We start from the raw sequence: 20,351 nt of genomic DNA, 5'->3' as shown, positions 1-20,351 counted from the left end.
TTTCATAGATCGGAGGTATGAGCAGGTGCGGAGTCGAACGATCGGATAAAGATCGAGCGAAGCGGGAATAGATCCGACGTTTGTCGGTCGCGGCGGCATCGGTCTAGGAGACGGAGAAGACATGGTCACTGATCAGCCGGGCGCCCCCGATGACCCCCGCGGTGTCACCCAGCTCGGAGAGCACGATGGGAAGGTTCCCGGTCGCCAGGGGAAGCGACCTGCGGTAGACGACACTCCTGATCTCGGCCAGCAGTACATGGCCCAGACGGGCCACTCCTCCCGCGATGATCACTAGGCCCGGGTTGAAGAAGCTGACCAGGCTCGCGAGCACCTGTCCCGCTTGGCGCCCGCCGTCCCGGATGAGCTGGATCGCCGCCGGGTCCCCGAGCGTCGCGGCGGCGGCCACGTCCTCGGCGGACAGCCGCCCCACCAGGGCCAGCCGCTCGGCCAGGTACGACGAGCGGGGGGCGATCCTGACCGCCTCCCTGGCGAGCGCCGCGCCGCCGAAGTAGGCCTCGAGGCACCCGGTGTTCCCGCAGGTGCAGGTCGGTCCCTGGTCGTCGACCCGCATGTGGCCGATGTCGCCGGCGCTTCCCGACACACCTCGGTAGATCTTGCCGTCGACCACTATCCCGCAGCCGATGCCCGTACCGATCTTGATGAGCAGGAAGTCGTCGACCTGTCTGGCCAGGCCGGTGTGGAGCTCGCCCAGGGCCATGAGGTTGACGTCGTTGTCCACCATCGCCGGGCAGCCGAGCTCCTGGCTGATCGCGTCCTTGACCGGGTAGCGGTCCCAGCCGGGCATGATCGGCGGGGCCACCGGGACGCCCTCCCGGAAGCTGACCGGGCCGGGGACCCCGATGCCCGCTCCGTGGAGCTGGGTGAACAGGCCCTGCTCGCGCAGCTTGCCGAGCAGTTCCATCGCCCGGTCGAGCACCGCCGCCGGGCCCTCGCGCACGTCGCAGAGCTCGCTGACGTGACCGAGGACCTCCAGCTCGCCGTTGGTGACCGCGACGTCCACCGACGTGGCGCCGATGTCGATGCCCACGAACCTGATGTGCGGCGACAGCCGGACCATCCCCGACCGCCGCCCCCCGCGCGAGGCGGCGAGCCCCGCCTGCTCGACCAGGCCCATCTCGATGAGCCGGTCGAGTTCGAGGTTGAGCTTGGACCGGGAGAGGTCGACGACGTCTCCGAGCTCCGCGCGCGACCGGCCGCCGTCACGCAGCAGGCGCAGCAGAGTCGCCTGGTGGACGTTCTCCGGGCGTACGGGCATTCGCTTCACAGAGCCTCCGGAATCGGAGTGATGTGAGGCCGAAGTTAGTTCACTTCCGCTGATACGGGAAGGGCTTTACGATGAGATTTCATAACTTTCGCCGTTATAAACGAAAGCCGGTGACACACCTCACCCATGACGAGGCCCCCAGGTGCGGGCGTCCGCTCCTGGGGGCCGGTGGTCGGGCAGGGGTCAGAGCATGGCCTTCATGGACGCGCTGGCCTGCTCGCCGAGGGTCGTGGGCTGCACGTACGGCTGCTCGGCCAGGATGGCGTCCCAGTTGTCGGCGATGGACTCGATGCTCAGGTCGTCGGTACGCCAGCCGGGCCCCTCGGCCACGAACACGCGGGCGATCCGCCCCGCGCCGACGCTGAAGACCTCGCCGCTGGTCTCACAGCTTTCGTGCGCGAGGAAGGCCACCAGCGGGCTCACCCGGTCGGCGGTGAAGCGCTGTTCGAACTCGGCGGGGAGCAAAGCCTCGGTCATCCGCGTCCAGGCGATCGGCGCGATCGCGTTGGCGCGGATGCCCGCGCGGGCGCCCTCGATGCCGAGCGTCTTGGTCAGGCCCACGAGCCCCATCTTGGCCGTGGAGTAGTTCGCCTGGCCGAAGTTGCCGAACAGGCCCGCGGGAGAGGAGGTGTTCACGATGCGCCCGTACCGCTGCTCCTTCATGTGCGGGAACGCGGCGCGGCTGACGAGGAACGACCCGCGCACGTGCACGGCCAGCACGGAGTCGAACTCCTCCACGCTCATCTTCCCGAAGGACCTGTCCCGCAGGATGCCGGCGTTGTTGACCAGGATGTCCACCCGGCCGAACGCGTCACGGGCGGCCTGGACGATCGCCTCGGCGCCCTCGGGCGTCGCCACGTTGTCGGCGCTGGCGACCGCCTCACCGCCGTTCTTGACGATCAGCTCGACGACCTCGGCCGCGGGTCCGGTGGAGGCTCCGGTGCCGTCGAGCGCGCCGCCGAGGTCGTTGACCACGACCTTCGCGCCGCGCTCGGCGAGCAGGAGCGCGTGCGACCGGCCGAGCCCGTGCCCGGCGCCGGTGACGACCGCGACCTTCCCGTTGAACCTGAGTTCCGGCATGCCGCCCGCCCTTCTAGGAGAACAAGGTTCTAGTGACCATCACAATAGCCTGCACCGGCCGCCGCACCCAGAGCCGTTCGCGACGTAGCGGATTGTGATCGTGAGGGTCGGATCCTGCTATAGTTTCTGCCCCGCACGGACGTGGTCAGCGCCGACCCCCATCCCCGCAGGACCACGCAAGGAACCACGGGCTGGAGGCCCAGCATGCCTGCTCAGCCGCCCCTCCGCGTGATCCAGTGGGCCACGGGCGCCGTCGGTGCCGACGCGCTGCACAGCGTCATCACCCGCCCGGAGTTCCAGCTCTCCGGCGTGCTCGTCTACGACCCCGACAAGGTCGGCCTGGACGCCGGCCCGCTGGTCGGCCTCCCCGAGACCGGCGTGCGCTGTGTGGACGACGTCGACCACGTCCTCGCCTCCGAGGCCGACTGCGTGCTCCACATGCCGCTCCCCGCCGCCTACTTCGGCGGCGACTACGCCGCCGACCTCCAGACGGTCTGCGCGCTGCTGGCCTCCGGCAAGAACGTCATCACCACCACGGGGTTCATCTACCCGCAGGTGTACGGCCCCGCGGTCGTCGAGCGCCTGGAGGCGGCCTGCCAGGCGGGCGGCACCTCGGTGTACGGCACCGGCATCAACCCCGGGTTCATGAGCGACCTGCTGCCGCTGGCCCTCAGCGGCCTGTCGACCCGGCTCGACCACATCTACGTCCGCGAGTCCTCCGACTACGTCGGGCACCCCTCGCGGCAGATCGTCATGGACCTGATCGGGTTCGGCCGCGCGCCCAAGGAGTACGCGACGACCGTGCGACCGTTCAGGAACGTCCAGCGCGCGCTGTTCTCCGAGAGCGTCCAGCTCGTGGCGAGCGCGCTGGAGGTGCGGCTGGACGAGGTCGAGGAGACCGACGAGTACGAGCTGGCCGCCGAGGAGTTCGAGATCGCCGCCGGCACGGTGCGGCCGGGCACGGTCTGCGCGTCGCGCTGGATCTTCTCCGGGCTCGTACGCGGCCGGCCGTTCATGACGGTCGAGTGCGTCTACAAGGCCTCGGCCGCCAAGGTGCGCCGGTGGCCGGAGCCGGGGTTCGCCATCCACATCGAGGGCCGCCCGCAGATGATGCTGACCATCGACGAGGTGTCCCACGGGCTGGCCGGGGCCGCCGCCCACGCCGTCAACTCGATCGCCTCGGTGTGCGCGGCCCCGCCCGGCATCCGCACCCTGCTCGACCTCCCTTTGGCGACCGGGCGGGGAACCACCCGCCTGGCCTGAGCGGCCGTCCCGGTCAGGAGAGGTGCTGGACGATCTGCGCGATCCTCGGCTTCTCGGTCGCGGCGATCCCCCGGGCCAGTTCCACGGTCGCGCGGTCCTTGCCCTGGTCGCGCGCCTTCTCGGCGAGCAGCACGCCGTAGTTGACGTGCCGGGCCAGCGTCGTCAGCCACAGCTTGTCGAAGTCCTCGCCCGACTTGCCCTTGAGCAGCAGGAGCTGGGCCGGTGACAGCATGCCCGGCATCTGGTGCTCGGGCGGGTTGTCCGCGTCCGGCACGGTGAACTCCCAGGTCTTCAGCGAGCGGACCATCGCGTCGATCAGGGGCGGTTCCTCCTTGACGATCGCGTCCGCCAGGCCCTTCACGTACGGGTCGTCGCTGCGGCCTTTGACCAGGCCCGCCATGACGATCGACTGCCGGTAGTGCAGGATCATCTCCCGCGAGAACAGCACGTCCGTCAGGTTGTACGGGACCGCCGAGGTGGCCGCGACCGACACCGCGCCCCGGCCGGGCGCCGAGGCGCAGCCGGTGACCGCCGACAAGCCCAGTGCGACGAGAAGGCCCATCGCGGTGACGCTGAAGGCCCTGCCCATCGACTCTCCTCTTCCCCTGTCGGCGGCGTCCGGCCGGCGCGCGGAGACTCCCGCGCACCGCTCCTGCCGAGATACGCGAATATCCGGCGAAGCGTTCAGACGGCCCGAAAAGGGATCAGGAGTGCGGGGTGAACCGGCCGAACCGGCCCTGATGGTAGAGGAGCGGACGGCCGGTCGTGTCGATGCCGGTCCCGGTGACCAGCCCGACGACCAGGATGTGGTCGCCGATCTCGACGGTCCTGTGCGGCGCGCAGATCAGGTGGGCGGACACGCCGCCGAGCAGGGGCACGCCTTCGGGGCCCGGCGCCCACCGGGTCGGCTCGCCGAACCGGTCGGCCCCCTTCCTGGCGAACCGGGACGCGAGCTCGGCCTGGTCGCTGGCCAGGACGTTGACCGCGAAGCTCCCGGCCCGCCGCAGCCACGGCCAGGTCGTGGACGACCGGTCGACGTAGAAGGACACCAGCGGCGGGTCCAGGCTGACCGAGGAGAAGGAGGTCGCCGTCAGGCCGACGGGCACCCCCTCGGTCTGCGCCGTCACCACGACGACCCCGGCCGCGTGGACGGCCAGCGCCCGGCGGAAGCCCTCGCCGTCCACGGCCCGCCGCAGGGGCGGTTCGGGGAGCGACTCGGCGCGTTCCGGGCGCGTTTCCCTGCGTACGGCGTGTTCTGGACGTGTCTCACCGTTCACGGCGCGTTCCCGGCGCGGCTCGCCGGCCACGGCGCATCCTGAGAGCGTCTCGGTCATACCCTCGCGCCTTCCCGCCGCACTATCTGGGGCACAACCCGGTCCGCCCACCGGCCGAGCACCTCCTCGGGGGCGGCGATCTCCGCCTCCAGGAGCGCCAGCCCGGGGGTGGGGACGTTCGCGCCCAGCTCGACCAGGAGCGGGCGCAGGTGGGTCTCGACCGCCAGGGCGTGCCTCGGGTCGCCCATCACCAGGACCGGCAGCGCGGTGGTCCCGGCCAGCGCCTGGGACGGCAGCCGGTCCAGGAAGACCTTGAGCAGGCCCGTGTAGGTGCCCTTGTACGTCGGGCTGGCCACCAGCAGGACATCGGCGCCCGCGACCAGTTCCAGTGCCGCCTGGACCTCGCTGGGAGGCCGCGGGGCGAGCAGGACGGGGGCCAGCCCGGCCAGGTCCACCACGTCCCCCGGCCCGGTGTGCCCGAGCCGATCCGCCACCAGCGCGGCGGCGTGCTCCGCCACCGTCCGCGTACGCGACCCCTCCCGCGGATTGCCCACCAACGTCACGAGGCTCATCTGCCGCTCACCACTCATCTTCTCCCGGTTCCCGCGACGGCACCGGGCCCTCGGGCCGGTGCCAGGAGTGTTTCGATATCGCCGTCGTCAGCTCGCTGGGCGACACTGGGCACTGGTCACGCGGACGAGGTCCACGTGCTGGCGCCGGGTCAGGGGGATCTGGCTCATGGTCGAAAACCTACGTAGACCAAACCGTAATGTCAATATTCCCTACCAGTATTGCCTGAAATACTAAATGTCCGGATACCAGAGGTCCGCCTCGCCCGGCACGCGGCGCAGCCGGCCTCGCGCTTCCAGGTACACCAGGTGCGCGAGGGTCTCGTTGGTGGCCGCCCTCCGCATGAACGCCGGGATGGTGTCCCAGGGCCGCGACCAGGTCAGCCGGGTCGTGACGTCCCAGCACGTGACCCCGTCCGCGCCGGACACCGCCTCCTCGATCTCCGCGAGCCGCCTGCCGTGATGGGCGGTCACGTAGTCGACCCGGTCGGCCAGTTCCAGGAACCGGAACTCGTGGGCGGGCAGCACCTCGTCGACCTCGAAGTCCCGCACGGCCGCCAGCGCGCCGAGGTAGTCGGCCAGCGGATCCGGCGCCGACTGCGGGTGGACGGCCACGATCGGCGTGATCCTGGCCAGCACGTGGTCCCCCGAGAACAGCACGCGCCGCGAGGGCGACAGGAAGCACAGGTGGCCGGGCGAGTGGCCCGGGGTCCAGACGGCCCGCAGGTCCCACCCGGGCACCTCCAGCGCGGCACCATCCTCGATCAGCCGGTCGGGCACGGCCATCGACACGTAGTTCCTGATCATCCTGGACGCCCCGCTCAGCTCGTCCAGGCTGAGCGGCGGCACTCCCGAGCGGGCCAGCATCGCCCGCTCGCGCCCGACCAGGGAGTCGATCGCCGACTCGTCGTAGCGGTCGTGCAGCAGCGCCGCGTCCGCCGGATGCAGGCCGATCCACGCGCCCGACGCCTCACGCACCCGGCCCGCCAGGCCGTAGTGGTCGGGGTGGATGTGGGTCACCAGCACCGCGCGCACGTCGGCCATCGCGTACCCCGCGACGCCCAGCCCGCTCGCGAGGGCGGCGAAGGCCTCGTCGGTGTTCCACCCCGCGTCGATGATCACCACGCCGTCCGGCACTTCGAGGGCGTAGACCAGGACGTATCTCAGGGGGTTCACCGGGATGGGCACCGGGATCGACCACAGCCCCGGGCGCACCCGCTCCACCTCGGGCATGGCGCCGCCCAGCCAGGCCGCCCGCTGCTCCTCGTTGGCCGGCGTGACCCGCCTCCCCCGCTCGGGCGCGTCCCCGCCGGCCGGCGTGACCCCTCTCCCCGGCTCGCGCGCATCCCCCGCTCTCCCGGGCTCGCGCGCATCCCCCGCTTTCCCCGGCTCAGGCGCATCCCCCGCCGCACCGGCGACCCGTGCGGCCCCCTGATCGCTCATCCCCGCGCTCCCTTCGGCATCCGACGCCCTGATTGTGCACCGGTCACCGAATGTTGTTCTACTCGGGGTCGGGGCGGACGGCCGGCAGGCGCACGTACAGCAGGGCGGCCAGCAGGACGATCACGGCGGCGACCCACCAGCTCGACGCCGTCCCGGACCGCGCGGCCAGGAAACCGAGGCCCAGCGACCCGAGCACCCCGCCGAACTGGAGCTGGAGCGAGTCAACCGACATGAGCGTGGCGCGGCGCGAGGCGCCGACCCGGCGGTGCATCATCTCCACCCGCATCAGTTCGGCGACGCCGACGCTGGCGAACATCCCCACATAGGCGGCGCCCGCCGCGACGATGCCGGGTATTCCGGACAGCGTGACCGAGGCCGCCAGCGTGGCGAGCGCCACGGCGCCGCCCACCATGCCCGCGATCGCCGCCACCCCAGGGCGGCGCAGCCGCCGCGCCACCCAGGGCGCCGCCCAGGACCCGAGGGCGCTGGCGGCGAACCCGGCCGAGGCGACCAGCGCGTACACCGAGCTGCCCGACTCGGCCCCGCCGGTCAGGGCGGCGAGCCTGCCGGGCGTGAGCAGCTCGATCGCCATGAGCCCGGCGCCGAGCGCGGACGCCACGAACAGCAGGCGGCGCAGCCCCGGGTCGGCGACGGCCAGCCGGATCCCGGAGCCGACCGTCACCGGGACGCCCCGCAGGACCGGCCCGAGGGACGTGCGCGGGCGCGGCGGCTCGGGCATCGCGACCAGCACCACGACGAAGAGCGCGGCGGCCGCCACCGCGGCGGCGACCATCGGCGCGACCAGGCCGCCGGGCACGAACAGCGGCATGAGGCCCCCGCCGAGCGTGCCCAGGGCCAGCGCCGAGGACTCCATGGCGTTCCCCCTGGCCAGGCCGGGCTTGAGGTCGGCGTCGCGTCCGCGCGCGGCGTGCAGCGTGTCGACGTACCAGGCCTGGGCCGGGCCGCTGGACAGGGCCCTGGCCACCCCTTTCAGCACCGACACGAGGACGAAGGCCCAGAAGGAGGTGGCGACCGCCATCAGGCTCAGCGCCACGACGCTGAACAGGGCCGACGCGGCGAGGACGGCGCGCCGCCCGACCACGTCGGCCAGGCCGCCGGTCGGCAGCTCCAGGACCACGACGACCACCGAGAAGACGGCCGTCGCGGCGCCCACCTCACCGAGGTCCAGGCCGCGCGAGGTCATCAGCAGGACCATCGAGGCCATCATCAGGCCCGGCGGGAACCAGGTGAGGAAGCCGACCAGCCCGTACCGCCGCATCGCCGACCGCGGGGACAGCGTGTGCCCGCCGGCGGGGGGCTCGGCGTGGGAGGCGGCCCCGGCGGGCGGGGTGCCGTCCGTGCGGGGGACGCCGGCGTCGCGGGGAGGGTCGTCGGCGTGGGGCGTGTGGGCGCGGGAGGTGTCGTCGGCGCGAGGGGAGGTCACCGGGCGTACCCCCGGGCGGGGAAGGCCGCGAGGTGCAGGGAGACCCGCTCGACGTCCGCGCCGCCCGCGTCCGCCGCCTCCAGCTCGCGGATCATGGCCCTGAAGCGCTCGTACAGCAACGAGACGGACGCCGGGGTGAGCCGGGCCGCGTCGTCGGACATGCCCGCCGCGTCGGACCAGGCCGGCCCCCAGGACTCCCGCTCGCGCTCGAACCGCTCGCGGTCCTGGACCAGCACCTCGATCTGCCGGTCGCGCAGGAACCCGGCCGCCTCGCGCCCCTCCGGGGAGCCGCTGAGCTCCAGCTCGCTCCAGGAGGTGTACTTGTGCACCGGCCGCCAGCGGCGCTCGCGCGCGTCCCGCCGCTCGGGGACCTCCTCGACGAAGCCGTACCGGGCGAGCTGGCGCAGGTGGTAGCTGGTCGAGCCGGAGCTCTCCCCGAACCTGGCGGCCAGCTCGGTGGCCGTCGCGGGGCCGTCCACGCGCAGGGCGCCGAGCAGCCGCACCCGGAGCGGGTGGGCGACCGCCTTGAGGGCCTGTGGGTCTTTCACGTGAAAGATGCCGGAAGGTTCGCTCATGTGATGAAGATAACTTCACAAAGCTCTCTTTGCAAAGAGTCCTTTGCGAACTGGCGGGCCCCCGGAACCCCGCCACGGGCCCGTTAAGGTGTCCGGCATGATCGAAGCCATCTGGGTCGACGAGGCGGTCACCGGCCTGCGGCCGGACTTCAAAGTGCTCGTCATCGCCGCGTACGGCCTGCGCAACGGGCCGTCCGACGACCACTCCCGGCGGTGGCTGGCCGAGGCGGCGGACCTGGCCCCCCAGCCGGGCGACGAGAAGATCGTCGCCTGGCAGGACGCCTACCGCGCCTTCGGCGCCAAGCCCCAGCGCACCCGCCCCTCGGTGGACGCCCTGGTCCGCAGGATGCCGCCCCCCGACATCAACCTGGTGGTGGACGCGTACAACTCCGTCAGCATCCGCCACGTGCTGCCCATCGGCGGCGAGGACCTGCGCCACTACGAGGGCACGGCCAGGCTGGTCCGCGCGAGCGGCGACGAGCCGTTCGACGTGATCGAGAAGGGCGAGCCCGCCGTCGACCACCCGGAGATCGGCGAAGTGGTCTGGCGGGACGACCGGGGGATCACCTGCCGCAGGTGGAACTGGCGCCAGTGCGTGCGCACGCGGATCACCGAGGACACCGTGGACGCCCTGTTCCTGCTGGAACGGCTCGCGCCGATGACGCTGGAGGAGCTGTCGACGGCCGGGGACGAGCTCGCCGGGCTGCTCCGGGAGATCAGCCCGGACGTGCGGATCGAGTCGCGGCTCGTCGGTCCCCCCGAGCGGGCCGCCGATCCCGGGTGAGGGACGGTCCTTCCGGAGTGAGGGGCGGTCCCTCGGGGTAAGAGGAACGGTCCCGCGGGTGAGCATGACCTCACCCCCCGGACGGACTACCCGGGCGTGACCAGTTTGAACGGTCCTGGGATGATCGGGCGGTGACCCTGGCCATGAGCGCACACGCCACTGATTTGGGCGAGTAGCCTTGGACAGGTTCTCTAATCAACAACGCCGATCTGCGGAAGAGGGCGATTTCCGCCGTGTCGTCTGAGTCGTCGCGGACAAACCCACTCACCAACTTTGGCCAGAACGAGTGGCTTGTCGACGAGCTGTACCAGAAGTACCTCCAGGACCCGGAGTCTGTCGACCGCGCCTGGTGGAATTTCTTCGCTGACTACAACCCCGATTCCGGTACGAGCCGCACACCGGCGCCGGTGGGGTCCAACGGCGCGACGGCCGACGCCGCCCAGCGGACCGCACCAGCGGCGCCACCCGCGCAGGCCGCGCCGGTCACCGCCGCTCCGAAGGCGGCGCCGAAGGCGACGACCCCGGTGCCGGCCCCGCAGGCCGAGAAGGCCAAGCCCGCCGCCGCGCGTCCGGGCGCCGAGGAGGTGCGGCTGCGCGGTGCGGCCGCGCGCACCGCGGCGAACATGGACCTCAGCCTGGCGGTCCCGACCGCCACCAGCGTGCGCGTGGTCCCGGCGAAGCTGCTGATCGACAACCGCATCGTCATCAACAACCACCTGTCCCGCGGGCGGGGCGGCAAGGTGTCGTTCACGCACCTCATCGGCTACGCCATAGTCAAGGCGCTGGCCGCGATGCCGGACATGAACCACTCCTACGCCGAGGTCGACGGCAAGCCGACCCTGATCAAGCCCGAGCACGTCGGCCTGGGCCTCGCGATCGACGTGCAGAAGAGCGACGGCTCCCGCCAGCTCCTCGTGCCGTCGATCAAGGGCGCCGAGTCGATGGACTTCCGCCAGTTCTGGACCGCGTACGAGGACATCGTGCGCAAGGCCAGGGCAGGCAAGCTCGGCGTCGACGACTTCGCCGGCACCACGATCAGCCTCACCAACCCCGGCACGATCGGCACCGTGCACTCCGTCCCCCGCCTCATGCAGGGGCAGGGCACGATCATCGGCGTCGGCGCCATGGAGTATCCCGCCGAGTACCAGGGCGCCTCCCCCGAGACGCTCAACCGGCTCGCGGTGAGCAAGGTCATGACGCTGACCAGCACCTACGACCACCGCATCATCCAGGGCGCCCAGTCGGGCGACTTCCTGCGGCGCATCCACCAGCTCCTGCTGGGCGAGGGCGGTTTCTACGACGAGATCTTCCAGGCGCTGCGGATCCCCTACGAGCCGGTCCGCTGGGTCCAGGACATCTCCGCCAGCCACGACGACGACGTGGCCAAGTCCGCCCGGGTCATCGAGCTGGTCCACGCCTACCGCGTGCGCGGCCACCTCATGGCCGACACCGACCCGCTGGAGTACAACCAGCGCAAGCACCCCGACCTGGACATCAAGTCGCACGGCCTGACGCTGTGGGACCTGGAGCGCGAGTTCGCCACCGGCGGTTTCGGCGGCAAGCCCCTGATGAAGCTCCGCGACATCCTCGGCGTGCTGCGCGACTCGTACTGCCGCACGGTCGGCATCGAGTACATGCACATCCAGAACCCCGAGGAGCGGGCCTGGATCCAGACGCGGGTCGAGAAGCCGCACGCGCGGCCGAACCGCGAGGAGCAGCTCCACATCCTGCGCCGGCTCAACACCGCCGAAGCCTTCGAGACGTTCCTGCAGACCAAGTACGTCGGGCAGAAGCGCTTCTCGCTGGAGGGCGGCGAGTCGCTCATCCCGCTGCTCGACTCGGTGATCGCCGCCGCCGCCGAGGAGGAGCTGGACGAGGTCGTGATCGGCATGGCCCACCGCGGCCGGCTGAACGTCCTCGCCAACATCGTCGGCAAGTCCTACGCCCAGGTGTTCGGGGAGTTCGAGGGCAACCTCGACCCGCGCAGCGCCCACGGCTCCGGCGACGTGAAGTACCACCTCGGCGCCTCCGGCGACTTCACCGCCCCCGGCGGGCAGAAGATCGCGGCGTCCGTCGTGGCCAACCCCTCCCACCTCGAGGCCGTCGACCCCGTCACCGAAGGCGTGGTCCGGGCCAAGCAGGACCTGCTGGAGCGCGGCGAGGAGGGCTTCACCGTCCTGCCGATCATGGTGCACGGCGACGCGGCCTTCGCCGGCCAGGGCGTCGTGGCCGAGACGCTGCACCTCTCGCAGCTTCGCGGCTACCGCACCGGCGGCACGGTGCACGTCGTGGTCAACAACCAGGTCGGCTTCACGACCTCGCCCGCCTCCTCGCGGTCGAGCGTGTACGCCACCGACGTCGCGCGCATGATCCAGGCGCCGATCTTCCACGTCAACGGCGACGACCCCGAGGCGGTCGTGCGGGTGGGCAAGCTCGCCTACGAGTACCGCCAGACCTTCCGCAAGGACGTCGTCATCGACCTGGTCTGCTACCGGCGCCGAGGTCACAACGAGGCCGACAACCCGAGCTTCACCCAGCCCCTGATGTACGACCTGATCGACGCCAAGCGGTCGATCCGCAAGCTGTACACCGAGGCGCTGATCGGGCGGGGCGACATCACGGTCGGCGAGGCCGAGCAGGCGCTCCGCGACTACCAGGAGCAGCTTGAGCGGGCCTTCACCGAGACCCGCGAGGCCGGCAAGAAGCCGCTGGAGCCGGGTGCGGTCGTCAAGCCCGTCCCCGACGAGGTGGTGCCCTGGTCCCACGACGACACCGCTTCGGCGATCTCCGAGGAGACGGTCAAGCGGGTCGTCGAGACCCAGCTCACCCTGCCCGAGGGCTTCACGGTCCACCCCCGCCTGTCCCCGGTGCTGCAACGCCGTGGCCAGATGGTCACCGAGGACGCCATCGACTGGGCCATGGGCGAGACCCTGGCCTTCGGCTCCCTGCTGATCGACGGGCACCCCGTCCGGCTCGTCGGGCAGGACTCCCGCCGGGGCACCTTCGGCCAGCGGCACGCCGTGCTGGTCGACCGGGTCACCGGCGAGGACCACACCCCGCTGAAGTCCTTCAACGAGGGCACCACGAAGTTCTACGTCTACGACTCCCTGCTGTCGGAGTTCGCGGCCATGGGCTTCGAGTACGGCTACAGCGTGGTGCGGCCGGACGCGCTGGTCGCGTGGGAGGCGCAGTTCGGCGACTTCGCCAACGGCGCCCAGTCGATCATCGACGAGTTCATCTCGTCGGGCGAGCAGAAGTGGGGCCAGCGTTCCTCGGTGGTGCTGCTGCTACCGCACGGCTACGAGGGCCAGGGTCCCGACCACTCCTCCGCCCGCATCGAGCGCTTCCTGCAGATGTGCGCGCTCGACAACATGACGGTGGCCCAGCCGACGACCCCGGCGAACTACTTCCACCTGCTGCGCTGGCAGGTGCTGTCGAACCGCCGCAAGCCGCTGATCGTCTTCACGCCGAAGTCCCTGCTCCGGCACAAGGCGGCCGCTTCGGCGACCGTCGACTTCACCTCCGGCGCGTTCCAGCCGGTGATCGGCGACTCCACGGTGGAGCCGTCGAACGTCCGGCGCGTGGTGCTCTGCTCCGGCAGGGTCTACTACGACCTGGCGGCCGCCCGTGACAAGCAGGAGCGCACCGACGTGGCCGTCGTTCGGCTGGAGCGGATCTATCCGTTCCCCGGCGAGGAGCTGCGCGCGGAGCTCTCCCGCTACAGCCTCGACACCGAGCTGGTGTGGGCGCAGGACGAGCCGATCAACATGGGCCCGTGGCCCTATCTCGCCCTGAAGCTCACCGAGGACCCAGGCGTGATCGGGAACCGGGGGCTGCGCCGGGTGTCGCGTCCGGCGAACTCCTCGCCGGCGGTCGGCTCGCACGCCGCCCACGACGCGGAGCTGGAGCGCATCGTCACCGAGAGCCTCGGCTGACGGTACAGACCAGCACGAACCGGCCGGTCCGAGCATTCGTTCGGACCGGCTGGTTCGCGTAGGAAGTCCTCCACGGTCGGTTTCCGTGGAGGACTTCGCCATATGTCCGGTTATGTGGTCATGGAGATGTGATGTATTTCACCGACAAGGGCATCGAGGAGCTCGTCGAGCGGCGCGGCGAGGAGGAGGTCGGCATCACCTGGCTGGCCGAGCGCCTGCGCGAGTTCGTCGACCTGAACCCCCAGTTCGAGACGCCCGTGGAGCGCCTGGCGACCTGGCTGGCCCGCCTCGACGACGACGAGGACGACTGACCTTTCGGTCCCCTCGTTCCCGCGCGCTCGGACCCGGTAGCCGCACGAACCGCATCGCGGACCGGCCGGAACGACAACGCGATACATCTTGACTTCTGCTCGACGCGATATATCGTGTCTTATGGTAGATAACTAAGCAGAGCCGTCGAAGGGCGGGGACCATGCCCAAATGGACCATCGAGAAGCCCGAGCAACTGACGTTCGGCTCGGTGACCGAGCTGAGCGTCCGCATCGTCGCGGGCCGCCTCGCCGTGCTGGCCAGCGACGGGCCGCCGAGCCTCGAGGTGAGCGACATCGGGACGCCGCCCCTCCTGGTGGAACATGACGAGCGAGGCCGGCTGACGGTCGCGTACAAGGACCTGACCTGGGACGGCATCCTCGGCTGGCTCCGGCCAGGCCGGCGTGACACCGTGCTGACCCTGACCGTCCCCAAGGACTGCCGGGTCCAGGCCGGCGTGATCTCCGCATCGGCGGTGGTGGCCGGCTTCGAGGGCCGCACCAACGTCAAGAGCGTGTCCGGCGAGATCGTGCTCGACGGGGTCAGCGGCGAGATCGAGGCCGAGACCGTGTCCGGCGCGGTCGAGAGCCGGGGCATGGCCGGAGACCTGACCTTCACCAGCATGGCGGGCGAGCTGACCGTCGCCGGCGGCACCCCGCACCGCCTGCGCGCCAACACCGTGTCCGGCCGCATCACCGCCGACCTGGAGCTGCCGCCGACCGGTCACGTCACCCTGCACAGCGTGTCCGGCGCCATCGTCGTACGGCTGCCGCACGTGGTCGACACCGAAGTGCACCTCCGTTCGACGTCAGGCCGCCTGCACACCTCGTTCCCCGGCCTTGACAACAACAGCCGTCCGGGGGCCAAATCGGTGTCCGGCCGGCTCGGCGGGGGGATGGCCTCCCTGTCGGCCACCACGGTGTCCGCCGATGTGACGCTTCTGAGGAGAGATCAGTGAGCCCGGTTTTCGCCCATGGACGGCTGCGGTTGTACCTGCTCAAGCTGCTCGAAGAGAGCCCGCGGCACGGCTATGAGGTGATCCGTCTCCTGCAGGACCGCTTCCTCGGCGTGTACTCCCCCTCGCCCGGCACGATCTACCCCCGGCTGGCCCGCCTCGAAGAAGAGGGCCTGGTCACCCACCAGGTCGTGGAGGGCAAGAAGGTGTTCACGATCACCGACGAGGGCCGCGCCGAGCTGGAGGCGCGCATGGACGAGCTCGCCGAGCTGGAGCTGGAGATCTCCCAGTCGGTGCGGGACATCGCCCGCGAGGTCAAGGAGGACGTGCGCGACACCGTGCGGTCCCTCCGTGACGAGCTCACGCAGTTGGCCAGGGACGTGCGCCAGGGCACCCGCGAGGAGCAGCGCACGGCCAAGGACGACCTGCGGTCCGCCAAGGACGACTACCGCCAGGCGTGGCGTGAGCAGAAGAGCGCCTGGCAGGAGCAGAAGCGGGAGTTCCAGCGTCAGAAGCGGGTGTGGCGGGCGGAGACCCAGCGCTGGAAGCAGGACTGGATGCGCGGCGTCTGGGGCGACACCTGGGAGGGCCGGGGTTCGCGTGACCATGACGCCGAGCTGGGGCAGATGCTGGCCGAGTTCGTCGAGGAGGTGCGCGGCGCCGCCGCGGCGTCCTCGGTGACCGAGGAGGCCCTGGCGACCGCGCAGGACGCCCTGTACGAGGCCATGACCCGGATCCGGTCCGCGCTCCGATGATGATCCTTTACGCCTTCCGGCCGGCGCTGCTCCGGCTCGCCGCACCCGCACCGGGCCTGGACCTCCTGGATCCGGGCCCCCTCGACCCCGAGCCGCCCGACGCGGAGCGGCCCGGGGCGGCGTTCACCCCCCAGCGGAACCAGTGAAGACGATCTTCCCGAAGACGTCGCCCTGGTGCAGGGCCGCGAACCCCTCGTCGGCCCGCGTCAACGGCACGGTCCGGTCCACGATCGGACGTACCCCGGTCTGCTCCAGGAACGTCGCGAGCCGCCCGAGCTGGTCACGGGTGCCCATCGTGGTGCCGACCACGGACAGCTGGAGGAAGAAGACCCGGTTGAGGTCGGCCGGCGGGACCGCGCCGCTGGTCGCGCCCGAGACGACGATGCGGCCGCCGGGACGCAGCGACTTCAGGGAGTGGTCCCAGGTGGCCTCGCCCACGGTCTCCATCACGGCGTCCACCCGCTCAGGCAGCCGCGCCCCCGGCGGGAACACCTGGTCGGCGCCGACGTCCAGCGCCCGCGCGCGCTTGTCCTCCGAACGGCTCGTCGCCCAGACGCGGTAGCCGCCCGCGCGGCCGAGCGCGATGAGCGCGGTCGCCACGCCGCCGCCGGCCCCCTGGACGAGCACGGTCGACCCCGGCTCCAGGCCCGCCTTGTCGAACAGCATCCGGTAGGCGGTCAGCCACGCCGTGGGCAGGCACGCGGCCTCCTCGAACGACAGCGCGCCCGGCTTGGGCACCAGGTTCCCCCGGGGCACCGCCACCTTGTCGGCGAACGTGCCGTCGTACTTCTCGGAGAGCAGGGAGCGCCGGGGGTCCAGTGTCTCGTCCCCGTTGACGGGGGTGCCGATCACCGAGTGGACGATGACCTCGTTGCCCTCCTCGTCCACGCCGGCCGCGTCGCAGCCGAGGACGATGGGCAGCCGGTCCTGGCGGATGCCGACCCCTTTGAGCGTCCACAGGTCGTGGTGGTTGAGGGCGGCGGCCTTCACGGTCACCGTGGTCCACCCGTCGGGGACCTTCGGCTCGGGGCGCTCGCCGAGCGTGAGCCCGGCGAGGGGGTTGTCGGAGTCGGTGCGCGTGCACGTTACGGCGAACATGGCGGAACCCTATCCCCGCACCCCCGCACGGCCCCACCGCGTCCCCGCGCCCCGCCACGGCCCACCGGCCCGCCCTCCTCGCGGCCGTGATCGGGCGCCGCTCTCGTGGCCGGATCGAACGCGAACTCATGCGACCCGCCGCGAATTCCCGCACACCATTCCCCGGTCCCACGGGACCGCCTGATCGCTCACGCCTGCGGCGATTATCGGAGTTTGTCGGCAATCTCGGACAAACCAACCCACAATGCTCCGACGACACGCCGACACCAAATAAAAACCGAGCCGACACGCTGAATCGCTGAAGCCCTTCGGCCGATTTTTCGCGTGTCCCCGATTTCCCGTGTCGGCAGGGCTTCCGGCCAGTTCACCTGCAAGGACACTGCCCGACTTTTCATGATAAAAGGCCGAGTAGTCACCTTATATTTTTTGCAATTAACTCCCTGGTAGCGCGAATCTCTCGCATGTCGGACAACAGTATCGAGGTCGTCCATGAGTAGGGTCGGACATGCAGGCGCGCCAGCATCGAGGTGCTCCTTTACTTTGAACTGCAAAAAGAAAAGGACCGCTTTATGATAGACGTCGGTCACCCTCGGTCTCTACAACGTAATGTCGGTCGTTCATGGCTGACCGCAGCTCTCACGGGCGCTCTCGCGATGGGCGCACTCGTCGCGACACCAGGCAGCGCGAGCGCGATCCAGGCGCCGCATGACCTCGGCACGAAGGCAGCATCCCTGCTTCCCGCCGCGCCCGTGAAGACTGGGTTCATCGTCCACGTACGACGGGCCATCGCGACCACCACGACACTGACCTCGTCCCAGAATCCCTCCAAGAAGGGACAATCGGTCTCGTTCACCGCCACGGTGACCGCGACCGGCTCCGCCATCGTGCCCACGGGCACCGTGATCTGGCGGGACGGCTCGGTGAATGTCGGAACGTCGCAGCTCGAAGGGGTCGCCCAGTCGACCTTCTCCATGTCCAGCATGACGGAGGGAACGCACAACCTCACCGCCTTCTACCAGGGCAACGTCACCTTCGACCCCAGCACCTCCCAGGTGCTGATCCAGAAGGTCGACGAAGCGAAGAAGGAGGTCAGCGACGACGACGATGACGATGACGACGACGAGGCGACCACCAGCAGCGACGACAACCTCGAGCGCCGCTGCCGCCACTTCAGGGAGAACGAGGAGGACGACGAGGCCGGAACCAGCGACACCACCCACAGCAAGGCGTGGCGTGATCTCCGCCGTCGCTGCCACAGGCACTGGCAGCGGCACGACAGGGACTACACCACGCTCATCGACAGGGGCATCCGCCGCCACATCGAAGGTCACTACGACACCGGCGGCGGCGGCCGCGAGTACTGGGACTCCAGGCACAACCGCTGGGTCCCGGCGAAGCCCCGCCATCACTGGCACAAGCCGGCACCGCCGGTCCACCACTTCGCCGTGACCGGTTGATAGACGGCTCGGCGTCTTCGAGGGCCCGCCCGATCCGCTCGGGCGGGCCCTCAGGCCCCGAACCCCCCGACCTACAGGAGCCAGTACCACCGGGAGAGTCCCATGTACCTCCGCCAACGGTCCCTCCGCACCACCATCGCGCTCATCGCGGTGGTGGCCGCGGCACTCACGGGCCTCGTGCTGCTCGTGGTCCTCACCAACAAGAAGGTCGACCGCGAACTCGCCCGGCCGCCGGCGCCACCGGCACCGCCGGCCAAACCCGTCGCCCCGGTCAAACTGACCTCCAAGCAGATCGCCGCCCTCCCGCTCTCCACCACCTGGACGAAGATCGCCAGGGCGGAGCCGGACCCGCAGCCCTTCGCCCCGAACGACGGGCTCCTACTGCACCCGCAGACGTCCAGGGTGGTGTACGCCGAACCCGGCGGCCCGGCGATCGCGATGCTCCCCACCACCCAGCTCGACAACCCCACCTGGCTGCCGGTGATCGAGTCCCGCCCGGAATGGGCGCGCGTGCTCCTGCCGAGCCGGCCGAACGGCTCCACCGGCTGGATCTACACCGGCGCCGGCAAGACCAAGGAGAGCCACAGCCCCTACCAGGTGCGCATCGACCTGACGGCGCGGCGGCTGAACCTGCTCAAGGACGGGCAGCAGACCGGCTCGTGGCCCGTCGCGATCGGCACCAAGGACACCCCCACACCGGTCGGCCGGACGTTCCTGCTCGCCTCCCTCTCACCGCCCGAGGTCACCTACAGCCCGGTGATCCTCCCGCTGGGCATGCACTCGGAGAAACTGCAGACCTTCGACGGCGGCCCCGGCACCGTCGGCCTGCACGGCTGGCCCGACACGTCCGCCTTCGGCCACGCCGTCTCCCATGGCTGCGTCCGCCTCCCCAAACCGGCCCTGGACGCCATCTCCCACATCCCCCTGGGCACCCTGATCATCATCACCCGCTAGACCGTCACCTAGCGGGCGACGGCCCGGCGGTAGGCGCCCGGGGTCACACCGAAGTAGCGGGTGAACCAGCGGGTGAGATGGCTCTGGTCGGTGAACCCGGTCAGGGCGGCGATCTCCGCGAGCGAACGCCCCTGGACGAGAAGCCGCCGGGCGGCACGCAACCGTAGCTGCCGCTGGTAGTCGCTGGGCGCCATGCCGTACTCCGACCGGAACGAGCGGTACACCGCGAACCGGCTGCGCCCGGTGGCGGCGGCGAGGTCCCCTGCGGACACCTCCAGATCATCCCCGTCATGCAGCAACTCCCGCACAACCCGCGCCACCCCCACCCCCACCCGCCGCCCCACGCCCGCGTCCGTACCACCCAACACCTGATCACGCGAGCGCCCCCGCGACAGCCCCCCGCCCGCGTCCGTACGACCGAGCACCTGATCGCGCGACCGCCCCCGCGACAGCCCGACGCCCGCGTCCATACCACCCGACACCTGATCACGCGAGCGCCCCCGCGACAACCCCACGCCCGCGTCCGTACCACCGAACGCCTGATCGCGCGGGCGCCGCGGAAGGGCGTCACCGCCTGCCGGCGTGGGGGCCGCCGTCGCGGCGAACGACGTGAGTTCCGGCAGCCGTACGCTCGCCCGTCTCGCCATGGACACGACCACGGTGTCGAGCAGTTCGTCCCTGCGCAGCGGCGTCGCCGCGCCGAGGAGGGCTTCGTGGACCGCCCGCAGCGCGTGGGCCAGCCCCGGTTCGTGGATCACCGGCTCGGTGAAGAGCGGCAGCCCGACCCGGCGCCCGGCCGCCTCCTCCAGGACGTCCGCCACCAGCTCGGGCCCGATGTGCACCATGCGGTAGGTGAAGCCAAGTTCGTCGGTCGCGTGCCCGTCATGCGGATCGTCAGGGTTGAAGACCATCACCATGCCGGCCGCGCTCGTATGCGCCGCCCCCCGGCAGGTGAAACTCTGCGCCCCCTCCTCGGTGAACCCGAAGGAGTACGTCTCGTGACTGTGCCGGTGGTAGACGTGCCGTTCGAAGTGCGCGTGCATCGCCTCCAGCGGCCGATCGGGCGAACGCCAGTACCGCGACCAGTCCCCTCCCACCCCCCCATTCTCCCCCCGCCCCTGCTCACCCCACCCCCACACGCGACAAAGGGGCCCGACCACCGGCCGAGCCC

General features: G+C 70.8%; 20 protein-coding genes. 9 read left to right on the top strand and 11 right to left on the bottom strand.

Features of this window, described 5'->3' with window-relative positions; all coding sequences use genetic code 11:
* Window positions 1-103: 103 nt before the first annotated feature.
* Window positions 104-1,276 carry an ROK family protein gene (locus NYZ98_RS20475; RefSeq protein WP_262844524.1) on the bottom strand — a complete coding sequence of 391 codons (1,173 nt, stop codon included), beginning with the start codon at window positions 1,274-1,276 and terminating at the stop codon, window positions 104-106.
* A 192-nt stretch (window positions 1,277-1,468) separates the two neighbouring features.
* A complete protein-coding gene (locus NYZ98_RS20470) occupies window positions 1,469-2,365 on the bottom strand; it encodes an SDR family oxidoreductase (protein WP_262844441.1) in 897 nt (298 codons plus the stop codon).
* Window positions 2,366-2,569: 204 nt separating this feature from the next.
* Between NYZ98_RS20470 and NYZ98_RS20465 the strand changes: the two genes are divergently transcribed.
* On the top strand, window positions 2,570-3,628 hold the full coding sequence (locus NYZ98_RS20465) for an NAD(P)H-dependent amine dehydrogenase family protein (RefSeq protein ID WP_262844440.1): 1,059 nt from the start codon (window positions 2,570-2,572) through the stop codon (window positions 3,626-3,628).
* A 13-nt stretch (window positions 3,629-3,641) separates the two neighbouring features.
* On the opposite strand, the gene NYZ98_RS20460 is transcribed toward NYZ98_RS20465, so the two are convergent.
* The 7 genes from NYZ98_RS20460 to NYZ98_RS20435 all read right to left on the bottom strand — a co-directional run bounded on the left by NYZ98_RS20460 (window position 3,642) and on the right by NYZ98_RS20435 (window position 8,933).
* Window positions 3,642-4,217 carry a DUF305 domain-containing protein gene (locus NYZ98_RS20460; RefSeq protein ID WP_262844439.1) on the bottom strand — a complete coding sequence of 192 codons (576 nt, stop codon included), beginning with the start codon at window positions 4,215-4,217 and terminating at the stop codon, window positions 3,642-3,644.
* 115 nt (window positions 4,218-4,332) lie between these two features.
* Window positions 4,333-4,962, bottom strand: a complete 630-nt coding sequence (locus tag NYZ98_RS20455) for a flavin reductase family protein (protein WP_262844438.1) — start codon at window positions 4,960-4,962, stop codon at window positions 4,333-4,335.
* Window positions 4,959-5,474, bottom strand: a complete 516-nt coding sequence (locus NYZ98_RS20450) for an NADPH-dependent FMN reductase (protein ID WP_262844437.1) — start codon at window positions 5,472-5,474, stop codon at window positions 4,959-4,961. The genes NYZ98_RS20455 and NYZ98_RS20450 overlap by 4 nt, the downstream gene beginning before the upstream one ends.
* Before the next feature lie 87 nt (window positions 5,475-5,561).
* Window positions 5,562-5,642, bottom strand: coding sequence for a putative leader peptide (locus NYZ98_RS41545; RefSeq protein WP_380707096.1), 81 nt, complete (start codon window positions 5,640-5,642; stop codon window positions 5,562-5,564).
* Window positions 5,643-5,705: 63 nt separating this feature from the next.
* Entirely contained in the window at window positions 5,706-6,914 is a 1,209-nt protein-coding gene (locus NYZ98_RS20445; protein ID WP_262844436.1) for an MBL fold metallo-hydrolase, read from the bottom strand.
* A gap of 58 nt (window positions 6,915-6,972) precedes the next feature.
* Window positions 6,973-8,358: an MFS transporter gene (locus tag NYZ98_RS20440; RefSeq protein ID WP_262844435.1), complete on the bottom strand. Its 1,386-nt coding sequence runs from the start codon at window positions 8,356-8,358 to the stop codon at window positions 6,973-6,975.
* Window positions 8,355-8,933: a winged helix-turn-helix domain-containing protein gene (locus tag NYZ98_RS20435; protein ID WP_262844434.1), complete on the bottom strand. Its 579-nt coding sequence runs from the start codon at window positions 8,931-8,933 to the stop codon at window positions 8,355-8,357. The genes NYZ98_RS20440 and NYZ98_RS20435 overlap by 4 nt, the downstream gene beginning before the upstream one ends.
* Before the next feature lie 97 nt (window positions 8,934-9,030).
* Between NYZ98_RS20435 and NYZ98_RS20430 the strand changes: the two genes are divergently transcribed.
* The 6 genes from NYZ98_RS20430 to NYZ98_RS20405 all read left to right on the top strand — a co-directional run bounded on the left by NYZ98_RS20430 (window position 9,031) and on the right by NYZ98_RS20405 (window position 15,817).
* Window positions 9,031-9,717, top strand: coding sequence for a B3/B4 domain-containing protein (locus tag NYZ98_RS20430; RefSeq protein WP_262844433.1), 687 nt, complete (start codon window positions 9,031-9,033; stop codon window positions 9,715-9,717).
* Between the two features lie 233 nt (window positions 9,718-9,950).
* A complete protein-coding gene (locus NYZ98_RS20425) occupies window positions 9,951-13,652 on the top strand; it encodes a multifunctional oxoglutarate decarboxylase/oxoglutarate dehydrogenase thiamine pyrophosphate-binding subunit/dihydrolipoyllysine-residue succinyltransferase subunit (protein ID WP_262844432.1) in 3,702 nt (1,233 codons plus the stop codon).
* Window positions 13,653-13,783: 131 nt separating this feature from the next.
* Complete coding sequence (locus NYZ98_RS20420; protein ID WP_262844431.1) at window positions 13,784-13,963, top strand: DUF6104 family protein; 180 nt, start codon at window positions 13,784-13,786, stop codon at window positions 13,961-13,963.
* Between the two features lie 161 nt (window positions 13,964-14,124).
* Complete coding sequence (locus NYZ98_RS20415) at window positions 14,125-14,919, top strand: DUF4097 family beta strand repeat-containing protein (RefSeq protein WP_262844430.1); 795 nt, start codon at window positions 14,125-14,127, stop codon at window positions 14,917-14,919.
* Window positions 14,916-15,671 (top strand): PadR family transcriptional regulator, encoded by a 756-nt coding sequence (locus NYZ98_RS20410; protein WP_262844429.1) that lies wholly within the window; start codon window positions 14,916-14,918, stop codon window positions 15,669-15,671. Before NYZ98_RS20415 ends, NYZ98_RS20410 begins: the two co-directional genes overlap by 4 nt.
* A complete protein-coding gene (locus NYZ98_RS20405; RefSeq protein WP_262844428.1) occupies window positions 15,671-15,817 on the top strand; it encodes a hypothetical protein in 147 nt (48 codons plus the stop codon). The genes NYZ98_RS20410 and NYZ98_RS20405 overlap by 1 nt, the downstream gene beginning before the upstream one ends.
* Here NYZ98_RS20405 and NYZ98_RS20400 read toward each other — a convergent pair.
* Window positions 15,795-16,769, bottom strand: coding sequence for a zinc-binding dehydrogenase (locus NYZ98_RS20400; protein ID WP_262844427.1), 975 nt, complete (start codon window positions 16,767-16,769; stop codon window positions 15,795-15,797). The two genes, NYZ98_RS20405 and NYZ98_RS20400, sit on opposite strands and share 23 nt — an antisense overlap.
* 653 nt (window positions 16,770-17,422) lie before the next feature.
* On the opposite strand from NYZ98_RS20400, the gene NYZ98_RS20395 reads away from it, so the two are divergent.
* Together NYZ98_RS20395 and NYZ98_RS20390 are read left to right on the top strand one after the other, a co-directional pair.
* Window positions 17,423-18,226, top strand: a complete 804-nt coding sequence (locus NYZ98_RS20395) for an Ig-like domain-containing protein (protein ID WP_262844426.1) — start codon at window positions 17,423-17,425, stop codon at window positions 18,224-18,226.
* A gap of 102 nt (window positions 18,227-18,328) precedes the next feature.
* A complete protein-coding gene (locus NYZ98_RS20390) occupies window positions 18,329-19,180 on the top strand; it encodes a L,D-transpeptidase (RefSeq protein ID WP_262844425.1) in 852 nt (283 codons plus the stop codon).
* Window positions 19,181-19,188: 8 nt separating this feature from the next.
* Here NYZ98_RS20390 and NYZ98_RS20385 read toward each other — a convergent pair whose 3' ends face one another.
* Window positions 19,189-20,277 (bottom strand): AraC family transcriptional regulator, encoded by a 1,089-nt coding sequence (locus NYZ98_RS20385; RefSeq protein WP_262844424.1) that lies wholly within the window; start codon window positions 20,275-20,277, stop codon window positions 19,189-19,191.
* Window positions 20,278-20,351 lie beyond the last annotated feature (74 nt).

It is taken from the genome of Sphaerisporangium corydalis (genome assembly GCF_025506355.1).
Taxonomy (GTDB): domain Bacteria; phylum Actinomycetota; class Actinomycetes; order Streptosporangiales; family Streptosporangiaceae; genus Sphaerisporangium; species Sphaerisporangium corydalis.
The sequence above is the reverse complement of the archived record's forward strand: the minus strand, read 5'-3'. Positions and strand labels throughout refer to the sequence as shown.